The sequence below is a fragment of the Devosia sp. Root413D1 genome, assembly GCF_001425235.1.
Taxonomy (GTDB): domain Bacteria; phylum Pseudomonadota; class Alphaproteobacteria; order Rhizobiales; family Devosiaceae; genus Devosia_A.
In genome coordinates, this window is record NZ_LMEA01000010.1 from 337,045 (window position 1) to 358,224 (window position 21,180).

29 protein-coding genes and 1 other RNA gene are annotated in these 21,180 nt (G+C 64.9%); 23 read left to right on the top strand and 7 right to left on the bottom strand.

Annotated elements, in window-relative coordinates:
• The first annotated feature begins 18 nt into the window (after window positions 1-18).
• Together ASC89_RS16280 and ASC89_RS16285 are read left to right on the top strand one after the other, a co-directional pair.
• Window positions 19-312, top strand: coding sequence for a DUF4164 family protein (locus ASC89_RS16280; protein WP_055999609.1), 294 nt, complete (start codon window positions 19-21; stop codon window positions 310-312).
• A 12-nt stretch (window positions 313-324) separates the two neighbouring features.
• Window positions 325-702, top strand: coding sequence for a cell division protein ZapA (locus ASC89_RS16285; protein WP_055883115.1), 378 nt, complete (start codon window positions 325-327; stop codon window positions 700-702).
• Here the strand turns inward: ASC89_RS16285 and ASC89_RS16290 are convergent.
• Entirely contained in the window at window positions 699-1,628 is a 930-nt protein-coding gene (locus ASC89_RS16290; protein WP_055883118.1) for a lytic transglycosylase domain-containing protein, read from the bottom strand. The genes ASC89_RS16285 and ASC89_RS16290 overlap by 4 nt on opposite strands.
• A 97-nt stretch (window positions 1,629-1,725) precedes the next feature.
• Here ASC89_RS16290 and ASC89_RS16295 point away from each other — a divergent pair, with 97 nt between their 5' ends.
• Both ASC89_RS16295 and ASC89_RS16300 read left to right on the top strand, forming a co-directional pair.
• Window positions 1,726-1,992, top strand: a complete 267-nt coding sequence (locus ASC89_RS16295; protein WP_055883120.1) for a type II toxin-antitoxin system ParD family antitoxin — start codon at window positions 1,726-1,728, stop codon at window positions 1,990-1,992.
• Window positions 1,979-2,269 (top strand): type II toxin-antitoxin system RelE/ParE family toxin, encoded by a 291-nt coding sequence (locus ASC89_RS16300; RefSeq protein WP_055999612.1) that lies wholly within the window; start codon window positions 1,979-1,981, stop codon window positions 2,267-2,269. The genes ASC89_RS16295 and ASC89_RS16300 overlap by 14 nt, the downstream gene beginning before the upstream one ends.
• Here the strand turns inward: ASC89_RS16300 and ASC89_RS16305 are convergent.
• Window positions 2,266-3,963 carry a sodium:proton antiporter gene (locus tag ASC89_RS16305; protein ID WP_055999615.1) on the bottom strand — a complete coding sequence of 566 codons (1,698 nt, stop codon included), beginning with the start codon at window positions 3,961-3,963 and terminating at the stop codon, window positions 2,266-2,268. The genes ASC89_RS16300 and ASC89_RS16305 overlap by 4 nt on opposite strands.
• 94 nt (window positions 3,964-4,057) lie before the next feature.
• On the opposite strand from ASC89_RS16305, the gene ssrS reads away from it, so the two are divergent.
• The 3 genes from ssrS (at window position 4,058) to ASC89_RS16315 (ending at window position 5,643) form a co-directional block, all read left to right on the top strand.
• Window positions 4,058-4,214: non-coding RNA, 6S RNA (gene ssrS, locus ASC89_RS28195), on the top strand.
• 20 nt (window positions 4,215-4,234) lie between these two features.
• Window positions 4,235-4,831 (top strand): 5-formyltetrahydrofolate cyclo-ligase, encoded by a 597-nt coding sequence (locus ASC89_RS16310; RefSeq protein WP_055999618.1) that lies wholly within the window; start codon window positions 4,235-4,237, stop codon window positions 4,829-4,831.
• Window positions 4,828-5,643: a TIGR00282 family metallophosphoesterase gene (locus ASC89_RS16315; protein ID WP_055883127.1), complete on the top strand. Its 816-nt coding sequence runs from the start codon at window positions 4,828-4,830 to the stop codon at window positions 5,641-5,643. Before ASC89_RS16310 ends, ASC89_RS16315 begins: the two co-directional genes overlap by 4 nt.
• Window positions 5,644-5,647: 4 nt before the next feature.
• Here the strand turns inward: ASC89_RS16315 and ASC89_RS16320 are convergent, their stop codons facing one another.
• Together ASC89_RS16320 and ASC89_RS16325 are read right to left on the bottom strand one after the other, a co-directional pair.
• Window positions 5,648-6,478 carry a hypothetical protein gene (locus ASC89_RS16320; protein WP_055999625.1) on the bottom strand — a complete coding sequence of 277 codons (831 nt, stop codon included), beginning with the start codon at window positions 6,476-6,478 and terminating at the stop codon, window positions 5,648-5,650.
• Window positions 6,479-6,864: 386 nt separating this feature from the next.
• Window positions 6,865-7,656 (bottom strand): hypothetical protein, encoded by a 792-nt coding sequence (locus ASC89_RS16325; protein ID WP_055999628.1) that lies wholly within the window; start codon window positions 7,654-7,656, stop codon window positions 6,865-6,867.
• Window positions 7,657-7,915: 259 nt separating this feature from the next.
• Between ASC89_RS16325 and ASC89_RS16330 the strand changes: the two genes are divergently transcribed.
• Entirely contained in the window at window positions 7,916-8,665 is a 750-nt protein-coding gene (locus ASC89_RS16330) for a YebC/PmpR family DNA-binding transcriptional regulator (RefSeq protein ID WP_055883134.1), read from the top strand.
• A 386-nt stretch (window positions 8,666-9,051) separates the two neighbouring features.
• A complete protein-coding gene (locus tag ASC89_RS16335) occupies window positions 9,052-9,450 on the top strand; it encodes a VOC family protein (RefSeq protein WP_055883136.1) in 399 nt (132 codons plus the stop codon).
• On the opposite strand, the gene ASC89_RS16340 is transcribed toward ASC89_RS16335, so the two are convergent.
• Window positions 9,420-10,193, bottom strand: a complete 774-nt coding sequence (locus ASC89_RS16340) for a GGDEF domain-containing protein (RefSeq protein WP_055999631.1) — start codon at window positions 10,191-10,193, stop codon at window positions 9,420-9,422. The two genes, ASC89_RS16335 and ASC89_RS16340, sit on opposite strands and share 31 nt — an antisense overlap.
• Window positions 10,194-10,317: 124 nt before the next feature.
• A complete protein-coding gene (locus ASC89_RS16345; protein WP_055999634.1) occupies window positions 10,318-11,094 on the bottom strand; it encodes a GGDEF domain-containing protein in 777 nt (258 codons plus the stop codon).
• 168 nt (window positions 11,095-11,262) lie between these two features.
• Between ASC89_RS16345 and ruvC the strand changes: the two genes are divergently transcribed.
• From ruvC to ASC89_RS16390, 9 genes are read left to right on the top strand one after another with little or no spacing between them, the layout of a single operon-like run.
• Window positions 11,263-11,766, top strand: coding sequence for a crossover junction endodeoxyribonuclease RuvC (gene ruvC / locus ASC89_RS16350; protein WP_055883141.1), 504 nt, complete (start codon window positions 11,263-11,265; stop codon window positions 11,764-11,766).
• Window positions 11,763-12,377, top strand: a complete 615-nt coding sequence (gene ruvA / locus ASC89_RS16355; protein ID WP_055999637.1) for a Holliday junction branch migration protein RuvA — start codon at window positions 11,763-11,765, stop codon at window positions 12,375-12,377. The genes ruvC and ruvA overlap by 4 nt, the downstream gene beginning before the upstream one ends.
• The gene (locus ASC89_RS16360) at window positions 12,374-12,808 is read left to right on the top strand and encodes a hypothetical protein (protein WP_055883144.1); all 435 of its coding nucleotides are present in this window, start codon (window positions 12,374-12,376) and stop codon (window positions 12,806-12,808) included. Before ruvA ends, ASC89_RS16360 begins: the two co-directional genes overlap by 4 nt.
• Entirely contained in the window at window positions 12,805-13,182 is a 378-nt protein-coding gene (locus tag ASC89_RS16365) for a hypothetical protein (protein WP_055999640.1), read from the top strand. The genes ASC89_RS16360 and ASC89_RS16365 overlap by 4 nt, the downstream gene beginning before the upstream one ends.
• The gene (gene ruvB / locus ASC89_RS16370) at window positions 13,179-14,219 is read left to right on the top strand and encodes a Holliday junction branch migration DNA helicase RuvB (RefSeq protein WP_055999643.1); all 1,041 of its coding nucleotides are present in this window, start codon (window positions 13,179-13,181) and stop codon (window positions 14,217-14,219) included. The genes ASC89_RS16365 and ruvB overlap by 4 nt, the downstream gene beginning before the upstream one ends.
• On the top strand, window positions 14,216-14,650 hold the full coding sequence (locus tag ASC89_RS16375; RefSeq protein WP_055999646.1) for a VOC family protein: 435 nt from the start codon (window positions 14,216-14,218) through the stop codon (window positions 14,648-14,650). The genes ruvB and ASC89_RS16375 overlap by 4 nt, the downstream gene beginning before the upstream one ends.
• Window positions 14,651-14,671: 21 nt before the next feature.
• Window positions 14,672-14,866: a hypothetical protein gene (locus ASC89_RS16380; protein ID WP_055999648.1), complete on the top strand. Its 195-nt coding sequence runs from the start codon at window positions 14,672-14,674 to the stop codon at window positions 14,864-14,866.
• Window positions 14,863-15,360 carry an NUDIX domain-containing protein gene (locus ASC89_RS16385; RefSeq protein WP_055999651.1) on the top strand — a complete coding sequence of 166 codons (498 nt, stop codon included), beginning with the start codon at window positions 14,863-14,865 and terminating at the stop codon, window positions 15,358-15,360. The genes ASC89_RS16380 and ASC89_RS16385 overlap by 4 nt, the downstream gene beginning before the upstream one ends.
• Window positions 15,357-15,749 (top strand): YbgC/FadM family acyl-CoA thioesterase, encoded by a 393-nt coding sequence (locus ASC89_RS16390; RefSeq protein ID WP_055999654.1) that lies wholly within the window; start codon window positions 15,357-15,359, stop codon window positions 15,747-15,749. Before ASC89_RS16385 ends, ASC89_RS16390 begins: the two co-directional genes overlap by 4 nt.
• 52 nt (window positions 15,750-15,801) lie before the next feature.
• On the opposite strand, the gene ASC89_RS16395 is transcribed toward ASC89_RS16390, so the two are convergent.
• The gene (locus tag ASC89_RS16395; protein ID WP_055883158.1) at window positions 15,802-16,242 is read right to left on the bottom strand and encodes a CHRD domain-containing protein; all 441 of its coding nucleotides are present in this window, start codon (window positions 16,240-16,242) and stop codon (window positions 15,802-15,804) included.
• 327 nt (window positions 16,243-16,569) lie between these two features.
• Here ASC89_RS16395 and tolQ point away from each other — a divergent pair, with 327 nt between their 5' ends.
• The 5 genes from tolQ to pal all read left to right on the top strand — a co-directional run bounded on the left by tolQ (window position 16,570) and on the right by pal (window position 20,989).
• Window positions 16,570-17,274 (top strand): protein TolQ, encoded by a 705-nt coding sequence (gene tolQ / locus ASC89_RS16400; RefSeq protein ID WP_055883337.1) that lies wholly within the window; start codon window positions 16,570-16,572, stop codon window positions 17,272-17,274.
• On the top strand, window positions 17,274-17,738 hold the full coding sequence (gene tolR / locus ASC89_RS16405) for a protein TolR (RefSeq protein WP_055999657.1): 465 nt from the start codon (window positions 17,274-17,276) through the stop codon (window positions 17,736-17,738). The genes tolQ and tolR overlap by 1 nt, the downstream gene beginning before the upstream one ends.
• A gap of 4 nt (window positions 17,739-17,742) precedes the next feature.
• Window positions 17,743-18,825 carry a hypothetical protein gene (locus ASC89_RS16410; protein ID WP_055999660.1) on the top strand — a complete coding sequence of 361 codons (1,083 nt, stop codon included), beginning with the start codon at window positions 17,743-17,745 and terminating at the stop codon, window positions 18,823-18,825.
• A gap of 35 nt (window positions 18,826-18,860) precedes the next feature.
• The gene (gene tolB, locus ASC89_RS16415; RefSeq protein WP_055883164.1) at window positions 18,861-20,168 is read left to right on the top strand and encodes a Tol-Pal system beta propeller repeat protein TolB; all 1,308 of its coding nucleotides are present in this window, start codon (window positions 18,861-18,863) and stop codon (window positions 20,166-20,168) included.
• Between the two features lie 329 nt (window positions 20,169-20,497).
• Window positions 20,498-20,989, top strand: coding sequence for a peptidoglycan-associated lipoprotein Pal (gene pal, locus ASC89_RS16420; RefSeq protein WP_055999663.1), 492 nt, complete (start codon window positions 20,498-20,500; stop codon window positions 20,987-20,989).
• The last annotated feature ends 191 nt before the right edge of the window (window positions 20,990-21,180 follow it).

Genomic DNA, 21,180 nt, shown 5'->3' on the forward strand with positions numbered 1-21,180 from the left:
TCCACGACGGGGGTCGGGATGGCCGAGCAGCACTCCGAGGATGGATACGAAGCCGCCGCCAGCCGGCTGGACAAGGCGTTCGCGCGGCTCGAGGCAAGCGTGCGCAGCCTTAATGGCCGGGTGCGGGCGCATAGCCGGATCGAATCCGATACGCAGAAACTGGTGGGCGAGCGGCAGCGCCTGGCGCAGGAGCTCGACAAGGTCAGCGCCAAGGCCAAGCGGCTGGACGACAGCTCGGCGGAAGTGGCGCGGCGGCTCGTCGTCGCTATGGAGTCGGTGCGCGAAGTGCTGGCCCAGGACGGCTCGAAGTAGGGGAGAGCTGAGATGCCCGAGGTCAATGTCGACATCAACGGCCGCAAGTACCGCATGGCCTGCGAAGAGGGCCAGGAGCAGCACCTGCTTGGGCTCGCCGACCGCTTCAATCAGCATATCGACCAGTTCAAGGGGACGTTCGGCGAGATCGGCGACAACCGGCTGACGGTGATGGCCGGCATCGCCGTGCTCGACGAGCTGGCCGAGGCGGAGCGCCGCATTACCGAGCTGAAGCAGGATGTCGCCAACCTCACCCAGGTCGGCGAGGCGCTGACCCACGAGGCCGAGGAACTGGAGCGGCGGTTCGCCAAGCGGCTCAACGAAGCGGCGCGCAAGATCGAGGCGATCTCGAGCGCCATCGACGACACCGGCGCGGCGGCAGGCGCTTAGTTTTTTCTCACGACGCAGGAGCCGCCGGCCGCCTGCAGTTTGGCGCACAGCGCATCGGCATCGGCACGGTTGTCCCGGCCGATCATGGCGTAGTGCCTGAGCCGTGGCCCGAAATTCGGGTTGCGGGCCATCAGCAGCATCAACTTCTCGCTGCCCAGCACCTTGGGATAGTTCGCCTGCACCCGCTCGAAGCGGCGGATGACGACGCCCTGCGAAAAGTTCTGCGCCAGCAGGACGCCCCATGGCTTCCACTCGCTCGGCTGCCGATCGAGGCTCGGCACCCGCTCGGCCTCGGCCATTTTCACGCAGGCATCGATGAACGGCTCGTCCTTGCCGATAGCGTAGTCGACTTCAGGCGGGGTTTCGGCGAGCCAGGCATCCGGATCGCGGCCGGTGACGATCTCGACGTAGAAGCGAGTCTCGGCCGGCAGGTAGCTGCCGCCTTTCACATAACCCGATGCTCGCCCCTCGCCGCCATTGTAGGCGACCGCCGCCAGCCCGAGGTTGCCGAACTTGTCGGTGAGAAAGCGCAGGTATTCGGCCGATTTCGCCAGCGCCTCGCTCGGATCGAACGCATTGCGCAAGCCGCGGAGGCGCGCCGTCGAGGGGATGAACTGGGCGATCCCCTGCGCTCCGGCGGTGCTCAGCGCAAACGGGTCGAAGCGGCTCTCCTGCCAGATCAGCCGCGCGAAATACCCGACCGGCAATCGCTCGCGCCAGGCAAACAGCTGGATCGCGCCGCAGGTATCGCGAAAGAACTGCTCCTGCCGGATGCACACCGCCGTCCAGGATGGTGCTGCGGGATCGGCGGCATAGCAGGAGCGAGGCTTGGCCGGTTCACTATCGCTTTCGACAGCTGGGACGGCGCAGCTCAAGGCCGCGATCGCCAATGCCAGGCCGAGGCTGATCAGATGTCTGCCACGCATCGGGGGAAACTAGGACGTGCTGGCGGGTTCCGGCAAGCGCCGGTAATTGGCAAAGTTTGCCAATGTTTGCTAGAATGACGTCAAAAGGAGCTTCGCCATGGCCACGATGAACATCTCACTGCCGGACAAGATGAAGCAATGGGTTGAGGAGCAGGTTGCGACCGGGCGGTACGCGAATGCCAGCGATCTGATGCGCGATATCATCCGGGAGCGGCAGGAGAAGTCGGCTGCCATTGCGCGGCTGCAGGCCGAGATCGACAAGGGCCGCGCCAGCGGGATCAGCGACAAGTCAGTGGATGAGATTTTTGCTGAGGCCCGGAAGAAGGCGATAGCTGCTCTCAAGGCGCGCGATGCCGCCGCCTAGGATATCTCCTGCAGCGCAACAGGACATTGACGAGATCTACCTCTACGGCGTCCTGACCTATGGCCCGACGCAGGCGGATAGCTACATCAACAGCTTGCGCGGCGCGGTGCTTCTCATTGCCGAGCATCCCTTCATGGGAAGAGAGCGCGATGAAGTTCGGCCGCCGATCCGGCTGTGGCACCACGAGGCCGACCACCTGTTCTACGATCTGATCGATGGAACCGCTGTCGTGCAGCGTGTGCTGCATCATTCGGCCGACTGGACCGAGCTGTTCTAGCCGCTGAACCGACCCGGCTCCCAGTTGGCCAGCACGGCCTGTTGCAGGTCGATCTCTTCCATAATCTCGCGCAGCACCTCGTCATCGAGCTTGCGTTCGTCGCGAGCGGCGACCAGTGCGGTGCGGCGGGCTTCCAGTACGGCACGGCCGAGTTCCAGCACCATGGAATCGTGCTCGGTATGCGATTGGCGCTCCGCCGCGTCCTCGACGCTGGCGCGCTGCAGCATCTGCTCGGCGGCGGCGCGGGCTTTCGGGTCGGTCTGGCCATCGCGGAACGTGGTGATGGCAGCGCGGCCGGCGGCGTCGGCGATGTCGCGGGCGATGGCGTGCTGGCCGGCGCGGTACTTGTCTTCGGCCGGGTCGGAGATGCCGAGCACACTGATCAGCCAGGGCAGGGTCAGGCCCTGCACCAGCAGCGTACCGATCGTCACTGCGAAGGCGACGAACTGGATGACGTCGCGGCCGGGGAAAGCGTCGCCGGCGAGCGTCGTCAGCGGAATACCGGCTGCGGCGGCGAGGGTGACCACGCCGCGCATGCCGGTCCACGAGATCACCAGGTTTTCCTGCCAGCTGAACGGTTCGGGGACATCGTAGCCGCCCTGCCGCAGCACTTCCCGGCGGCGCTCGAAGCGCCCGTCACGCCGGCCGAACCGCCGCGGCGGCTCCTCGCCGGCCTCTATGCGGGCAATGGACTCGCGCACCCGGCGGGTCTGCCAGCGCGAAACGAAGCCAGTGCCGAACACCCAGGCGATACGGACGAGGATCACCGCGACGAGGACGATCAGTGACAGTCCGAGCAGTTCGATCAGGCTGAAGCCGGTGGCGGTCGCTTCCTCGATGACGAACTTCATCTGCAGGCCAATATAGGCGAAGACGAAGGCCTCGAGCAGCGCATCGGCGGTGCGCCAGAACTGGCGCTCCTGGATGCGGGCAGCATAGCCGGCTTCGGTGGAATTGTGCCCGAGCGAGAAGCCCGCGGCGACCACGGCGAGGACGCCTGAGGCGCCCACTTCCTCGGCCACCAGGTAGGCGGCGAACGGCACCAGCACCGAGAGCACGGTGACCAGCGAAGCGTTGCTCATGCGCAGCCGGGTGCGGTGGACGATGGCGCCGATCACCATGCCGATGACGATGCCGACGACCACGGCATAGACGAAGTAGAGAAAGCCATTGTCGATGAAGAGGTGCCGGCCGGTTACCGTGGCGGTGGCGAAGGCGAAGAGGGTCAGCGCCGCGGCGTCGTTGATCAGGCTTTCGCCCTTGAGCACAGTCATCATCCGGCTGGGGAGCCCGAGCTTGCGGCCGACCGCCACGGCGGTCACGGCATCCGGCGGCGAGACGACGGCAGCAAGCACCGTCGCCACCGCCAGCGTCATGCCAGGAATGATCGAAGCCGACACCGCGCCGACGACGAAGGTGGTCACCAGCACGAGGATCACGCCCAGGTTGATGATCGAGGGTAGCCGCCGGATGAAGCTGATGAACGAGAATTCGGTCGCCGCTGAATAGAGCAAGGGCGGCAGTACCACGGTGAGGATGATCTCGGGCTCGAGCTCCAGCCGCGGCAAGCCGGGGATGAACGAGGCGGCGAGGCCGACCAGCGCCAGCAGCAGCGGCGCCTGGATGTTGCGGCGTTCGGCGAAGATGGTGACCGCAATGGCCGCGATCATCACCAGGAGGATCTGTGAAACCATGCGTCGCCCCTCGAGCCCTCGTCCGCCTGATATAGGCCGGAGCGGGGAAAAGGAAAGAAGCGCATGGCGCTGACGATGTCGCCACCCTATATTGAGTTTGCTGCCCGGTGCGTGTTGGATCTTATTTCCCTGGGGCCGTACTGATCCTTAAGGGAGCTGTCACCGTTCGGACCCGTGGGTTCGGACACACGGCGCCCACCTACGTAAGTAGGTTCCCAGGATCTGTATCCCACGGCCGTGGCGGCACCTGAATTCCTCGCCAGAAAGCCCGATGAGCGACGCAAAGATCGAAGAGGCGAAAGCGGCGCTCCGCGCTGCGGCGCACAAGAAGCGGGCGGCCTTCCACCCGTCGCTGCGCAATGATGCCGCCAAGGCAGCCGCCGCGCACTTCTTCGAGGGCGTGCCGCTCGACAAGGGCGAAGTGGTCGCCGGCTATTGGCCGATCCGCGACGAGATGGATGTGAAATCCGTGGTGGCGCGGCTGATGGATGCCGGCCAGCCGGTCTGCCTGCCGGTGGTGCTGGGCGACGAGCAACCGCTCGAGTTGCGCATCTGGGAAGATGGCGCGCCACTTTACGAAGCGGGCTTCGGCACACTGGCGCCGCCTGAGGAGGCGCCGCGCGCTCAACCCGATGTCATCATCATGCCGCTGCTTGGCTTCGACAAGCATGGCACCCGGCTCGGCTATGGCGGCGGCTACTATGACCGCACGCTGGCGACGCTCAATAAACGTCCCCGCCTGATCGGCTTCGCCTTCGCGCTGCAGGAGATGGACCTGATCCCGCGCGAGGCGCACGATGTGCCGCTCGATGCCATCGTCACCGAACATGGCGTGCGCAACTTCGAGAAAAAGGCGCCGGTCACGTGAGAGTATTGTTCCTGGGCGACGTGGTCGGCAAAGCCGGCCGCGACGCCGTTTCCGACCGCCTGGCCGGGTTGGTCGACAAGCACAAGTTCGATTTCGTGGTGATCAACGGCGAGAACGCCAGCCACGGGCGCGGCCTCACCGAAGGGCACTTCGCCGAGATCAAGGCTGCCGGCGCCGACGTGGTGACGCTGGGCGACCACGCCTTCGACCAGCGCGACACGCTCACCTATATCGCCCGCGAACCGACGCTGCTGCGGCCGATCAACCTGGCGCCGGGCACGCCGGGGCGGGGCGCCAACCTTTACGAGAGCCGCGCCGGGCACCGCGTGCTGGTGATCAATGCGCAGGGCCGGGTGTTCATGGACCCGGTCGATGATCCGTTCCGGGCGGTGGAAGCCGCCGTCGCGGCGTGCCCGCTGGGCGAGCAGGCGGACGCGATCATCCTCGATTTCCACACCGAGGCGACGTCCGAAATCCAGGCGATGGGACATTTTCTCGACGGCAAAGTCAGCCTCGTCGTCGGCACCCACACCCATATCCCGACCGCCGACCACCGGGTCCTCAAAGGCGGTACGGCGCTGATGGCCGATGCCGGCATGTGCGGGGATTACGACTCGGTGATCGGGGTTGAGGTCGACGAGCCGCTCAACCGCTTCCTCACCGGTATCGCCACCGGCCGGTTCACTCCGGCCGAGGGCGAGGCGACGCTGAGCGGCATAGCGATCGAGACCGATCCAAGGACCGGTCTCGTTGCGAAGCTGTCGCCACTCAGGGTTGGCGGTTCGCTGGCTCAAGTCGAGCCGGCGTTCTGAACGATTACGGCACCTTGGCCGGGTCGATACCGGGCACCGGGCCCTGTTCTTCCACAGCGGGGCCGTAGTCGCCGGTCACGACCGTCTCATTGCTGCACGCCTGATGCTCCTTGTCGTGGATGATGTAGAACTCCTGCATCTCGAGCGAGTAGTGCATTGCCACTTCCAGATACTGCCCGGGGTGCCAATCCTTTTCGAGCACATAGGACACGGCTTCGCCGAGCGGCAACATGTAGGTGATCGTGGTGCCAGCGGGGATCATGACGTCGCCATCGTTCTTGAACGAGACGAATGGTCGTCCCGGGGGTGGGTCCCACCGCCAGACCACCGTGCAGTAAAAGGACACTTCGCCCTGCATGTACCAGGGCTTTTCCGGCTCCGGCTGCGGTAACTGCCCGCTGCGATCGGGCTGCACCTTCATGGAACAGGCAGCGATCGAGGTCACGCTCCCAACGTCGATGGCGATGTCCACCACAGTGCCCGGGTGCCAATCGGCTGTCACCTTGTACTGCTTCTGGATGTTCCCGGGCTGAATATAGACGGTGATCACAGTTCCGACCGGGATCATCTTGCCGGTGTCGTTGGTCAGTAGGACCCCACTGATCTGGTCTCCGTCCCAAGCCAGTTTGCACTCCGTCCCGGGCGTACCCTTGGGCAACCGGCCGGGCTGCGCGCGGTCGGCTCGTTCCTCACTGCCGCCCTTCTCCCCCTGTTCGATCGTCGGCCGATCCGGTTCGGTTGGTCGGGTATCCCGTGTCTGGCTGAAAGCCGGTGTCGCGCCGGCCACCACCACCGCGGCCATCAGGGCCAGCGAAAATCTCTTGAATGCGTCCATCTCAGGCTCTTCCTGCTGGCGGCCCCAATGCCGCGCTGATGAGCAGGAATACGGTTTTCCGACTGAATGTGCGATGATATCCGTATTTATCGCGGGTTCATCTTGCTAAATCCGTTCACATGGCGAAAAATACTCGCCATGAGAATTCCTCGATCGGAGGGTGGCACCGTCTCGTCGGCTCCTACGCCTACATCCCGACCTCGGACCACGGTGTCCTCAGGGGCGGGGCCGCCGTGCACCATAGCCGATGCCGGTATGTGCGGCGAACGACCCGGCGACGCTGAGTGGAATAGCGATCGAGACCGATCCAGGGACCGGTCTCGTGGCTAAGCAGTCACCCCTCAGGGTGGGCGGGTCGCTGGCCCAGGTGGGCCGGCGTTCCCGGCCTAGGGCAGGATCACCTCAAACGAGCACTCGTAGTTCTCGAGGCTGCCGGCGGGAAGTTCGATCGTGAATTCGCCACCCGGGGGATAGGGCGATCCAAGGGTGAATTCCTCGATGCTGCCGTCTGGCATGGTGATGATGACCTTCGTGCCCGCGGGCAGTGTGCCGCCGCTGGTGTTGACAAAGAAGAGGATCGAGGGCGTGGGCTCCCACGCATACTGGTGGTCATAGACCTTGCACGAGAACTGGTCCGATTGGATGGACACCCAACCTTCGGGGGGTACCCAGTCTTGCCCAGCAGGCTGATCCTCCGGCTCCGGCTCCGGCTCCGCGGCGGGAACGGGATCGTCCGTCGGCATCTCGGGCTCCGGCGACGACTTGAGTTTGAGCGAACACTCGGCATCGTCGGGCAGTTCCGCCAGCTTGACGGGGATAGCAAGCGACTGGCCGGGCGCCCAATCATCGGTGAGCTTGAACAGTTTCTGGACGTTGCCCGGCTGCATGTAGAACGTCACCACAGTACCGGCTGGAATCACCTTTCCCGTCCCGTTGACGGCAAGGATCTCCGGCCCGCCATGGCCCTCCTTGACCAGGCACCTGACGCCCTCGGTGGACTTGGGCAGGCGCTGTTTCTGCCCGGGCTCGACGCTCCCGCCGCCCTCGTCGCCGTGTTCGATGATCGGCCGGCCCTGCTGAGGCCGGGTGTCGCGCGTGTCCTGCGCAAATGCCGGGGCTGCCCCGGCAACCAGTATCGTCGCCAATGCGGCGATCGAAAATCTCTTGAACGCGTCCATCTCAAATTTTCTCTCTGCTTGCGGTCCCAATGCCGCGTCGATGGACACGATTTGCCAGTTCAGGGCTTAATACCTCATGATATCCGTATTTATCGCGGGTTCATTTTAGAAATGCCGCTCAATTGACGGAAACGGTGATGTGCCAGCACGCGGCCGGCCGACCCATTTCGCCAAGTGTCACACGGTCTTTATTTTCGGCGCTGCCGCCCCTATAACCGCCCACCACCATTGCCACACATGCCAAAACAGGGGTGACCGCATGGCCGGCCATTCACACGCCAAGAACATCATGCACCGCAAGGGCAAGTCCGACGCGGCTCGCTCGAAGGTGTTTTCGAAACTCGCCCGCGAAATCACCGTCGCCGCCAAGCTCGGCATGCCCGATCCGGCGTTCAATTCCCGCCTGCGCCTGGCGGTCATCAACGCCCGGGCCCAGTCGATGCCGCGCGACAATATCGAGCGCGCCATCAAGAAGGCGAGCGGCGCTGACACCGAGAACTACGAAGAGATCCGCTACGAGGGCTATGGTCCGGGCGGCGTCGCTGTCATCGTCGAGGCGCTGACCGACAACCGCAATCGTACCGCTTCGAACGTGCGCTCGACCTTCTCCAAGAACGGCGGCGCGCTGGGTGAAACCAACTCGGTCGGCTTCATGTTCGATCGGGTCGGCGAGATCTTCTATCCGGCCAAGGCCGGTTCGGAAGACAAAGTGATGGAAGCGGCGATCGAGGCTGGGGCCGACGATGTCGAGAGCGACGAAGACGGCCACTGGATCTACACCTCGTTCGAACAGCTGAACGAAGTGGCGGCGGCGCTCGAGAAGGTGCTGGGCGAGGCGGAGTCGGCCAAGTTCATCTTCAAGCCGCAGAACGAAGTGCCGGTGGATGCGGAAAAGGGCGCGACGCTGCTCAAGCTGATCGGCATCCTCGAAGAAGACGACGACGTGCAGAACGTCTACAGCAACTTCGATATTTCCGACGAAGACATGGCAAAGATCGAAGCCGCCTAAGCGGCTTCGACTTGGAGATCGAAGCCGCCTAAGAGCGACTTCGACTTGGAGATCGAGGCCGCCTAAGAGCGGCTTCGACTTGGAGATCGAAGCCGCCTGAGAGCGGCTTGGTTTGACAGATTCGGGCCCGGGCACTAGTTCGGGCTCGTTACGCCGAAAAAACGCAGGCCGGTTAAGGTGAGTCCGGCCCTCCCCGCGAGGGAGATTGTCCCGCCCCGAAAAAGGCGAAGGACCCACGGCAAGCCGACGAGCGTCCGACCCCCGGGCGCCCGCTGCTTGTTGGGATATGGGTCGATGCATCACCGTCAGCTACATGCCCTCATGCCGCGTGCGCCACGGAGCCGGTCGCTCGACCGTTCCACCACCCGCATCAGCAGGACATCACCATGCAGTTCAATCACGCCAACTTCGCCGTCGCCGATGTGCGCGCGGCTGCCGAGTTCTTCACCCGGCATTTCGATTTCGCCATTGTCGGCGAAGCCCACGACAACTTCGTCGTCCTCTTAGGCGAGGGCGGCTTCGTCCTCAACTTCATGGCGACCGGCAAGGCCGAGGCCAGCTACCACAAGAACTTCCACATCGGCTTCTTCGTCGGCAGCGTTGCCGACGTCCGGCTGAAGCATGCCGAACTCGTCGCCGCTGCCTACGGTCCCGGTGAGGTGCAGCAGTTCAGCCGCGGCGGCAGCCGGACGACGACATTCTACTGCGAGGCGCCCGGCGGCTTCCTCGTCGAAGTCGCCACTACCGCAACGGATCAGGCAGCGGCGGCCGGCAGCGTTTCGTAATGCGCGATGGACGTGACTGCGATGCAGTTGCGTCCATTCTGCTTGGCCGCATAGAGCTGCTGATCGGCCAGCCGGAACAGTTCGGCGAAGGGCAGATGGCGATCATACACGGCGCCGCCGACGCTCACCGTCAGCTGGTGCGGTTTGCCTTCGGGCGCGAATGCGGCCGCGTACACCGCCTGCCGCAGGCGCTCGGCCACCGCCTCGGCGATCAGCAGGGTGGTGCCGGGGAGGTACACCGCGAACTCTTCCCCGCCGATCCGGCCGACCAGGTCGGCGGAGCGCAGCACGGCGCGGATCGAGCTGGCGATCAGCCGCAATGCGGCGTCGCCCTGCTCGTGGCCATAGGTGTCGTTGATCGCCTTGAAGTTGTCGGCATCGACCACCAGCAGCGTGCCACGCATGCCGTCTTCGGCGAAGCGCGCGTCGGCCAGGGCTTCCTCGACCTCGCGGGTGAAGGCGCCGCGGTTCAAGAGGTCCGTCAGGGTGTCGGTAGCGGCGTGGCGGCGCAGCAGCTCATGGGCGATGGCGAGTTCGCGCAGCTTGCTCAGGAGGAAAAACAGGATCGGGCCGGCGAGGCCGAGCGGCACCAGGATATCGACCGTGATCGACCAGCGGAGGTCATCGGGGCCGAGGTTATGGAAGTTGAACGAGTCCACGAACAACGCGACAGCGACGCAGCCGAACGCCCCAAGTGCGGTCCAGAGGAAAACGCGGCCCCATCCGGTGGGTGAAAAATCCAATGCTCGCGTCCCTTCAGCACTTCTGCGCAGAGGGCCGGAACGGTAGGCGGCGCGTGTTGAAATCGCCTCAAGCCACCGGATCGGATTTTATCTATTGTCGTCTATCCATCGTTCCTTGTGGCGGTCAGCTGATCGCCGCGCTCATTGCCGCAAGGTCGGCATCGCCGGCATTCCGGCCGAGTTCGACACGGTTGCGGCCGGCGTGCTTGGCCTCATAGAGACGACGGTCGGCGATCTGGAACAGCTCCGAAAAGCCGGAGTCGCCGGCGCATACGGCGCCGCCAATGCTGACCGACAGCCGTTGCGCGATACCGTCCGAAGTGACGAACAGGGCGTTCACCGCGGCGCGAATGCGCTCGGCGGCAGCGTTGGCGATATCGTGTCCGGCATCCTTCAGGAACACGCCGAATTCCTCGCCGCCGATGCGGCCGACGAGATCGCCGTCACGCACGCTGTCGCGGATGGCGCCGGCGATCAGCTGCAGCACCTCGTCGCCCCGCTCGTGACCGAAGCGGTCGTTGACCGTCTTGAAGTGATCGGCATCGATGACCAGCAGCGTGCCGTAGCCGTCGGTCTGGCCGAGGCTCGAGCTGACCCGCGAGGTGAAGGCGCGACGGTTGAGGCAGTCGGTCAGCCAGTCGGTGGAGGCGAGCTTCTCCAGCCTGCGGTTGGCATCGCGCAGCTGGGCCGAGCGCACCTGCAGGAACAACAAGATCGGGCCGCCAAGGGCGGTGGGCATGCCCAGCGCCAGTACGGTGCCGACGGTGTTCATCCCTTCGTTGAGGGACATCATGACGAGATTGGACATCACCCAGGACCCGACCGTCGATGCAGCGAGGATCAGGGCCGTGCGCTGCCAGGCGATACGCCATTCGGAAGCCGGCAGTGCAAGCTTGTTCATTTCCGCGTCCCCCGGAGTGAATGCCTTGGGCTTACGGGAGCAATGCTTGAATGCTGATTAATTCGCCGATCAAATTCGCTGACCCGGATCGTAGCTAAATCGGTGCAGTGTTTCTGTTTCGTTCACAAAGCCCTTGGTAGGCTCCGGCTCCTGACCTAAAGCTTCGAAATGGCTGAAACAGTGCGAATCATCGGCATCGATCCGGGGCTGCGGCGCTGCGGCTGGGGCATCATCGAGAGCAACGGCAACCGGCTGAGCTTTATCGCCTGCGGCACGATCACGCCGCCGGTGGATGGGATATTGGCCGACCGGCTGGTGGCGTTGCATCGCGGCATCGCGGCGGTGCTTGACGAGTATGCACCCGAGGAGGCGGCGGTGGAGGAGACCTTCGTTTCTGCCGGGGCGCGTTCGGCGCTGCAACTGGGCCAGGCGCGCGGCGTGGTGCTGATGACGCCGGCTTTGCGCGGGCTGCCGGTCGGCGAGTATGCCGCCAACCTGGTCAAGAAATCGGTGGTCGGCACCGGCCATGCCGAGAAGGCGCAGATCCAGATGATGATAAAGATCCTGCTCCCCACGGCTACATTCAAGGGCGCCGATGCGGCCGACGCGCTGGCCATCGCGGTCTGTCACGCCCATCATCGCGCCATCCGCAAGCTGAGTGTTCCTGCATGATCGGCAAACTGAAGGGCATGGTCGACGGCTTCGGCGGCGACTACGCGCATCTCGACGTCAACGGCGTGGTTTACGAAGTGTTCTGCTCGGCCAAGACGCTGGCGGCGCTGCCGCAGGTCGGCCATGCGGCGGTGGTCCATACCGAGATGATCGTGCGCGAGGACATGATCCGGCTCTACGGCTTCTTCACCGAAGCCGAGAAGGCCTGGTTCACCACGCTGATGACGGTGCAGGGCGTCGGCAGCCGGGTGGCGCTCGCCATTCTCTCGGTTCTCACCCCATCGGAACTCGCCAGCGCCATCGCGCTGCAGGATAAGGCTATGGTCGGCCGGGCCAACGGCGTCGGCCCCAAGCTGGCGGTCCGCATCGTCACCGAACTCAAGGGCAAGGCTCCGGCAGGCGCGATCGATGCTGGCGTGCTGGGCTTGCAGGCGGCGCTGGGCGAAGGCGTCGCCGCCGGCAATGTACCCGATGCGGTCTCGGCTCTCACCAATCTCGGCTATTCGAGCGCCCAGGCCTCGGCTGCGGTGGCGCGGGTGGTTGGCCGCGAAGGCGACGACGTGCCGACGGACAAACTGATCCGGCTGGGGCTCAGGGAGCTCAGTTCGTGATTGGCGGCGCAGGACCGCGGGACCGCCTGATTGGCATCTTCGTCCTGTTCGCCATGCTGCTGGCGACGGGGCCTACCATTCTGAACTTCATCGATTTGGTGATCCATGGTCCGACGGCTTCGGCGCTGTCGTTTCTCTTCCCAAGCTCGGTGCTTTACGCGTTCTGGTGCCTTGCTGTTGTTCTGCGTTCGGCGGTTCGGGCACCGATTGGCCTATGGGAGCACCTTATCCTGCTGCCGCTGAGCGTCGCAGTGTTGATCGGGACAGCCTCAGTCTCGTGGGGCTGGTTCGATTGGTTGCCATCAGGCCCTTCGTTCAAACGGGACGGGCTTCGCTTCTTCGAACTGGTAACCACCTTTCCCTGGCTGGCCATTCAGTACATAGCGATAATGGTCATCGGCTCGCGGGTCGGGACGCGAGACAGGATATGAACGCCAGCCTGAACCCCCGCCTATGGGTTAGTAACATGCCTTCTGCCATCGAGAATCTTGAGAAGCTAATACTCCCGAAGGTGGACCCTCTGGTGATCCCCGACGCGGTAATGCTTGTCGCAAACGAACTAGGGCTAACCGTCACGCTTACCTGCAGGGATGCGCCGGAACAGTATGAGATCACGAGAGGTGCTGCGCCATGCGGCTACATCCGGGTGCGGTGGGGCGGAATGTCCGTTAGCTACCCTGACGCAGGTGACGAAGACCTGTTTGCCGGCCCCGTCGACGGCTTCGGCGGCTTCACCGACCACGAGCGGGAGGCTAAGCTGCTCCTGGCTCTGGGCCTCATCGCGGCGCGGATGTTGAAGCTTTGACCGACCTCACCTCGGCCCAGGCCGGTCGCGATGACCCGCTCGATGTTTCGCTCCGCCCGTCCGGCTTTTCCGAGTTCATCGGGCAGGCCGAGGCGCGGGCCAATCTCGAGGTGTTTATCCAGGCCGCCAAGCAACGCGGCACGGCGCTCGATCACGTGCTGTTCGTCGGCCCGCCGGGGCTGGGCAAGACCACGCTGGCGCAGATCGTGGCCCGTGAACTGGGCGTCGGGTTCCGCGCCACCTCCGGTCCGGTGATCGCCAAGGCCGGCGATCTCGCGGCGCTGCTCACCAATCTCGAAGAGCGCGACGTGCTGTTCATCGACGAAATCCACCGGCTCAACCCGGCGATCGAGGAAATCCTCTATCCGGCGATGGAGGACTATCAGCTCGACCTGATCATCGGCGAAGGGCCGGCGGCGCGTTCGGTGCGGATCGACCTCGCCAAGTTCACCCTGGTCGGCGCCACCACCCGCGCCGGGCTGTTGACCACGCCGCTGCGCGACCGCTTCGGTATTCCGATCCGGCTGAATTTCTACACCCCCGAAGAACTGGTGAAGATCGTCGAGCGCGGTGCCCGCCTGCTCGGCATCGGCATGGCGCCCGACGGGGCGATGGAAGTTGCCCGCCGCTCGCGTGGCACGCCGCGCATTGCCGGCCGGCTGCTCCGGCGGGTCACCGATTTCGCGCTGGTCGATGGCGCCAAGGAGATCACCCGCTCGGTCGCCGACAAGGCGCTGCTGCGGCTCGACGTGGATGCGCGCGGGCTCGACCAGCTCGACCGGCGCTACCTCAAGGTGATCGCCGATTTCTACGGCGGCGGCCCGGTGGGGATCGAAACCATCGCCGCAGCGCTGTCGGAGCCGCGCGATGCGCTCGAAGAGATCGTCGAGCCCTACCTGATCCAGCAGGGGTTCATCCAGCGCACGCCGCGTGGCCGGATGCTGACGGCTTTGGCCTTCCAGCATATGGGCATCAGCGTCCCCCAGGGGTTTATCGGCATGCAAGGCAGCCTGTTCGAGGAGCCTGGCGAGGAGTGAGCGAACCGGCATTTCGGCCCCGCGTCCACATCATCCTGCTCGGCGTCGCCGATGTCGCTCGGTCGGCAGCGTTCTACGAAGCGCTTGGCTGGCAGCGGGCGCCGACCAGCCACGCTGGTTTCGTGAAATTCGACCTGGGCGGCATGGCGCTGGCGCTGATTTCGAAGGCCGATCTCGCCAAGGATGCTCTGGGCCTGCCGGGTGATCCCGGTGCTTCATCCGGCCTGGCGCTGATCTACTGCGCTGAGCATCCCGATGACGTCGCCCGGTTGCTGGCACAGGCAGAGCGGGCGGGCGGCACGATCGTCAAGCCGGCGACGAAGACCCAGTGGGGCACCGCCGGCTATTTCCGCGACCCTGATGGCCATCTGTTCGAGATCGACCACGAAGAGGTCTGGGCGTTCGACCGGGAGCATCATCTTGTCGCCTGAGTTGTTGTCGAGGAGGGAGCCGTGACGGCGCTGCCCCGCATCGGCCGGCCCGCGACGCAGGCGCTGAAGCTCCAGGGCATTACGACGCTCGAAGTGGTTGCTGAGCGCAGTGAACGGGAGTTGCTGGCGCTGCACGGTGTCGGCCCCAAGGCCATTCTCATCCTCAGGACCGAGCTCGAAGCGCGTGGCCTGCAGTTCGCCGGATCGGACAGATGACCGCTAGCCGCCGGATGATATCGTTCGATCACGAAACGACCCGGTTCCAGTTCCGCGCCGCAGCGATCATCCACCGCGAAGGCCATGTGCTGATCCATCGTGCGACCACCGAGGAGTCCTGGGCGCTGCCCGGCGGGCGCGTCGAGATGGGCGAGATCAGTTCCGAGGCACTGGCGCGCGAGCTCGAGGAGGAGTTGGGCGTCGTGGCGGCAATCGGCCCGCTGGCCATCGTGATGGAGGACCTGTTCCGCTATGACGGCCGGGTGATCCATGAGATGGGCTTCTACTACCCGGCCGAGATTCCAACGAGCTTTCCGTTTTCGACCGATGCGGTCTGTCACCGCGTCGCCGATGGTGGCGCAATGCTCGAATTCAGGTGGGTTCGCAACGATGCCGAGACGCTCGCTGCGATGCCGTTGTTCCCGGTCGAACTGCGCGGCAGCATGGCAGAGCTGGGACCGCATCCGATCCATGTCGTCGTGAACGAGCTATGACCAGCAGCCATTTCACCGCCCGCGTCTATTACGAAGACACCGACTTTTCCGGCAATGTCTACCACGCGGCGTATCTGCATTTTTTCGAGCGGGCCCGGACCGAGTTCCTCAGGGAACGCGGCGTGCATCACTCTGAGCTGGTGAAGGACGGCATCGCCTTTGCCGTGCGCAGCATGAGCATCGACTTCAAGGCGGCGGCGCATATCGACGACCTGCTCGAGGTGACCACCGAAGTTGCCTCGCTCACTGCGGCGCGGCTCAACCTGGTGCAGTCAATCAGCCTGGATGGTATCGAGATCACGCGGGCCGAGGTGCAGGTCGTGGCGATCAAGACCAGCGGCGGGGTGGCGCGGATGCCGCGCGACCTGCTGGATCAGCTCAAGGCATAGAAAAGGGCCGCCGCAGAGCGGCGACCCCAAGGATTCGTGTCAGACTGACGTCCTACATCGCGGCGGGCTTTACCTGCCCGCGGATTTCGCCATCCGGGAACTTTGCCGTGTGCAGATTGAAGTACCACGAGCCGCCCTGCAGCTGGGTGGCCTGTTCGTCGGTCAGCGTGGCGTTGCCGTTGATCGGGCTCGCCAGCGGGTCGGCCAGAGGCACAACCGGATCGGCATTGGCGCCCTCGGCGGCCGGGCCGTGGAAGTGCGCGCCGGTCGCATCGCCGCTGAGGCCCTCGTAGGTGACGGTCCAGGTGAAGACCTTGGAGTCGGTGTCGTACGTGGCTTCCACCTTGCCGGTAGCCGTCGAGTCCGTGGGCGGAACTTCGGCGGCGGCAGTGAGCTCGGCAGTGAACTTCTGCTGCTCGGCGAAAGCCGGCACGGCGGAAAAGGCGAGCACCGCCGTGGCGGCGAGCAGCGTGCGTGTCAGGTCGAGATGCATGGGGATCTCCCTTGGTTGTTGCTATTGTCGTGGGACGACCGCGAACCCCCGAACGGGCAGTCGAGACGACAACGCGCGTCACCCCGGAGGGTTGCACGGCACGCCTGTGGCGTTGCCCGCTGCGCCGATCTGCCGCGATCACACAAACGCGAGGAATCGCTTTGTTAACGTTTGCTTGACCATAAGTAAGGCAGTGCACCAGCAGCACTGCCAAAGGTCCGGAAAACCGGGCTTTTCTCTTAAATTTGACAAATTTGAACCGCATCGACCCGACGATCAGGTTTCGGTCGTCGGGGCCGGACTGAGAAGGACCCTTACATGGAAGCCATGGATGCAGTCGGCACGGTCGCTCCGCATGCCGACCTCTCAATCTGGGCGCTGTTCTGGCAGGCGGACCTCGTCGTCAAGACGGTGATGATCGGGCTGCTCGCCGCCTCGGTGTGGTGCTGGGCGATCATCGTCGACAAATCCATGCTGTATGCGCGCGCCAAGGCCGAGATGAACCGCTTCGAGCGGGTGTTCTGGTCAGGCCAGTCGCTCGAGGAACTTTACCAGCAGATGAGCGAGAAGCCCTCGATGGGGCTGGGTGCGGTGTTCGTGGCGGCGATGAAGGAGTGGAAGCGCAGCCATGAGCAGAACGCCTCGTCGTTCGTCGGCGTGCAGGGGCGTCTCGACAAGGTGCTGGACGTGGCGATCAGCCGCGAGAGCGAGACCCTCGAAAAGCGCCTGGGTTTCCTCGCCACCGTCGGCTCGGCCTCGCCCTTCATTGGCCTCTTTGGCACGGTATGGGGCATTATGAACGCATTTACGGCCATCTCGGCCGCATCGAGCACCAATCTCAGCGTGGTCGCCGGGCCGATCGCCGAAGCGCTGTTCGCCACGGCGCTTGGCCTGCTCGCCGCCATCCCGGCGGTTATCGCCTACAACAAGCTCTCGGGTGACGCCAACAAGCTGATCGGCCGGCTCGAAGGCTTTGCCGACGAGTTCTCCACCATCCTCAGCCGACAGCTCGAAGCGCGGGGTGCCCGCTGATGGCAATGGCAGTATCGAGCGGCGGAGGCGGCGGCCGTCGTCGTGGCCGCCGGCGCGGCGGCGGTTCGAAGCCGATGAGCGAGATCAACGTCACGCCGATGGTCGACGTGATGCTGGTGCTGTTGATCATCTTCATGGTGGCGGCGCCGCTGATGACGGTCGGCGTGCCGATCGAGCTGCCGCAGACCCAGGCCAAGCAACTCAACACCGAGCAGAAGCCGATCACCGTCTCGGTCACCAACGAAGGCGCGATCTTCCTCGGCGACAATGCGGTGACGCTCGAGGATCTGACTGCGCAGGTTGCCGCGGTGGCCGTCAACGGCACCGAGGACCGCATCTATGTGCGCGGCGACCTGGCGGCGAACTATGGCTCGGTGATGCAGGTGATGGGCGCGTTGTCGGGCGCCGGCTACGCCAAGATCGGGCTCATCACGGAACAGGCCGCGCAGCAACAGGACCAGTGAGCTGATGCGCACCGGGTTCACGGTTTCCACCATCGGGCATGTCGGACTGATCGTTCTCGCGGTCGTCGGCATCGGCATGGGGCGACCAATGGACCCGGAGCCCGTGGAGTCGATCGCCGTCGACCTGATTTCGGTTACCGATTTCGCCAATATCCGCATGGGTACGCTCGACAGCACGGTGGTCGAGACCGAGGCGCCGTCGATCGTCGAGGCGGAAAAGCCGGCCGAGCTGGCGCAGCCGACCGGCAACACCGAAGAAGATCAGCCGACCCCGATGGATAATCCGGATCCGACTCCGGCGCCGACCGAGCAGACCGCGCCGGCGCCCGAGGCGGCGGCCGAGCCGGTGGTCGAACCCGAGCCGGAAGTCGCTCCTACCCCGGCGCCGCGTCCGGTGGTCCAGCCGCAGCCCGAGCCGGTCCCCGAGCCTGTCGCAGAGCCGACCCCTGCAGAACCAACGCCGGTCGCGACCCCCGAGGTGCCCGATCCGGCTGAGAGCGCCCCCAAGCCGAGGACGCATACCGCTTCGCTCGACCAGAAGCGCGCCGAGTTCAAGAAGCAGCAGCAGGCGGAAAAGCAGAAGCAGGCGGACGAAAAGGCCAAGGCCGAAGCCGACAAGAAGAAGGCCGAGGAAGAAAAGAAGCGCAAGGCCGCCGAAGAAAAGCAGCGGGTCGAGCAGGCCAAGGCCGACGAGGCCAGCAAGCTCGCCGATGAAGTCGCCAACCTCATCAACAACGAGGAATCGCGCGGCGGCACTACCGGCGCGGGCGGCGAGCCGACCCTCGGTCGTGAGGATGGCCGCTCGGCGACGCTCAGCCAATCCGAGATCGGTGCGCTGGTCGCCCAGATCCGCGCCTGCATCACCCTGCCAGCCGGCGCCGAGGATGCCGATGCGCGGGCTGAGTTCACCTTCTCGATCGGTGCCGACGGCATGGTCAGCGGCCGCCCGCAGATGACCAGCGCGCCGAGCAGCCAGATCGAAGATGCCTATGCCCGAGCGGTGTCACGTGCGCTGCAGCGTTGCGGCCCGTTCACCGTGGCTGCCGGGCAGGACGTACGAGCCCAGTTTGCAGCGCGGGAGTTCTGAGTGACCCCGACGCCCGAGAAAGATGGAGACGTAAGATGACCCTGATCACCCGGCGCAACGCGCTGAAACTCGGCCTCGTGGGCGGCGCCCTGGCGCTCGCCACCCCGTCGCAGGCACTGGTCGAGATCGTCGTCACCGGCGGCAACTTCACGCCTCTGCCGATCGCCATTCCGGATTTCGCCTCTTCCGACCCGGCCTTCGGCGCCGAGATCGCGCAGATCGTGCGCGACAACCTGAAGCGCTCCGGGCTCTTTGTGCCGCTCGATCCCGCTTCGCTGCCGGTCCGGGTCGGCGATGTCACCAACGAGCCGGATTTTGCCGCCTGGCGCGCCGCCACCGTCGATGCGCTGGTGATGGGCTCGGTAGAGCGCGGAGCGGAGGTCGCTTCGCAGGTGCGGGTCTGGGATACGCAGGCTTCCGCCCAGGTGGTCGGCAAATCGTACAAGACCGATGCGCAGAACTATCGCCGTATCGCCCACATCGTGTCGGACGCCATCTATGCCTCGCTGTCGGGCGGCACCGGCTATTTCGACACCCGTATTCTCTACGTCGCCGAGAGTGGGCCCAAGGCCAATCGCGTGAAGCGCCTCGCCATCATGGACCAGGATGGCTTCAACGTGCAGTACCTGAGCTCGGGCAAGGCGCTGACCCTGTCGCCGCGGCTGTCACCGGATGGCGCCTCGGTGACCTTCACCTCATACGAGGATGGCAACCCGCAGGTTTACATCGCCGGCCTCGGCGGGGCGTCCAAGAAGCTGATCGAGGGCGCACCGATGTCGTTCGCGCCGCGCTTCTCGCCCGATGGCGGTACCGTGGTGTTCTCGGTGTCGAATGGCGGTACCACCAATATCTACGCGGCGGGCGTCGGCGGCGGCAACCCGACGCAGCTGACCAGCGGCGCGGCAATCGATACCTCGCCCTGCTATTCCCCGGATGGCTCGCGCATCGCCTTCGAGAGCGATCGCGGCGGCAGCCCGCAGCTCTACATCATGGGCGCCGGTGGCGGCGGGGCGCAGCGCATCTCCTATGGCGAGGGCAGCTATTCCACCCCGGTCTGGTCGCCGGCCGGTGATCTCATCGCCTACACCAGGCAGTCGGGCGGGCAGTTCCACATCGGCATCATGAAGCCCGATGGTTCGGGCGAGCGTATCCTGTCCTCGTCGGGCCAGGTACAGGAAGGCCCGACCTGGGCGCCGAACAGCCGCGTCATCGGCTTCTTCCGCGATCCGGGTGGCGATGCCGGCCCGAGCCTCCACTCGATCGACATCTGGGGCCGGAACGAGCTCAACCTCAAGACCGAGAGTTTTGCGTCCGATCCGGCATGGTCGCCGCTCAGGGGCTGAGGCTTCGATTAGAGAGGCCGGCGCGGGCTGCCCCGCACCCTGCCCCCTCCCCCGCAAGGGGGAGGGAGACGCTCACACCGACGCCAGTGTTTTGGTCTCCTCCCCCCTTGCGGGGGAGGGGGCAGGGTGGGGGTACTCTTCCAGCGCCGGTCTATCGGGCGAAAGCCGCTCCCCATTCCGTGTCTTCACAGCAACATCACGGAAAAGCCCGGATTCCGGCCACATTCGCGCCAGAATGACCAACAATTAACCAACCACGACAACCCCGCCTTAAGATTACCAACGGTAAAAAAGGCGTCTCAAATCCTTCCGATTAGGAGTCAACCCGGATGCGTTCAGTAACGCCCCTTCTCGCCGTGCTGCGTGCTGCCGCGCTGGTGGTTCTCGTGGTCGCCGTGGCAGCCTGTTCGCGCAATGGCGCCGGCGGTACCGGTGTCGGCAATCTCGGGCCCGGCGGCGGCGCCCCCGGCAGCCAGCAGGAATTCCTGGTGAGCGTCGGTGACCGCGTGTTCTTCGAGACCGACTCCTCGAATCTCACCCCGACCGCCATCGCGACGCTGGACAAGCAGGCGGCGTGGCTCAACCAGTACAGGAACTACCGCATCCTGATCGAAGGCCATGCCGACGAGCGCGGCACGCGCGAGTACAATATCGCGCTGGGCGCACGCCGCGGATCGATCGTGGTGAACTACCTGGTGTCGAAGGGCGTCGACCAGCGCCGCATCACCACCAAGTCGTTCGGCAAGGAACGTCCTGTGGCCATTTGCAACGATATCTCGTGCTGGTCACAAAACCGCCGTGCTGTGACGGTGGTACAGTAGGCGTTGAGCGAGCTTCGGGGCGGAGGTCGCGGCCACGCGATGTCTCGCGCGTAATCCCCGGAGCTCTATCGACTGGAGGCATAAGCGCCGGGCGCCGCGTAATTGGGCCCGGCGCTTTCTTTTTGTCGAAATCCTGCGCTAATCCCAGATCTTGCGCTAATTCGGCGTAGTGCGGTCGATGGCCGCGTGAT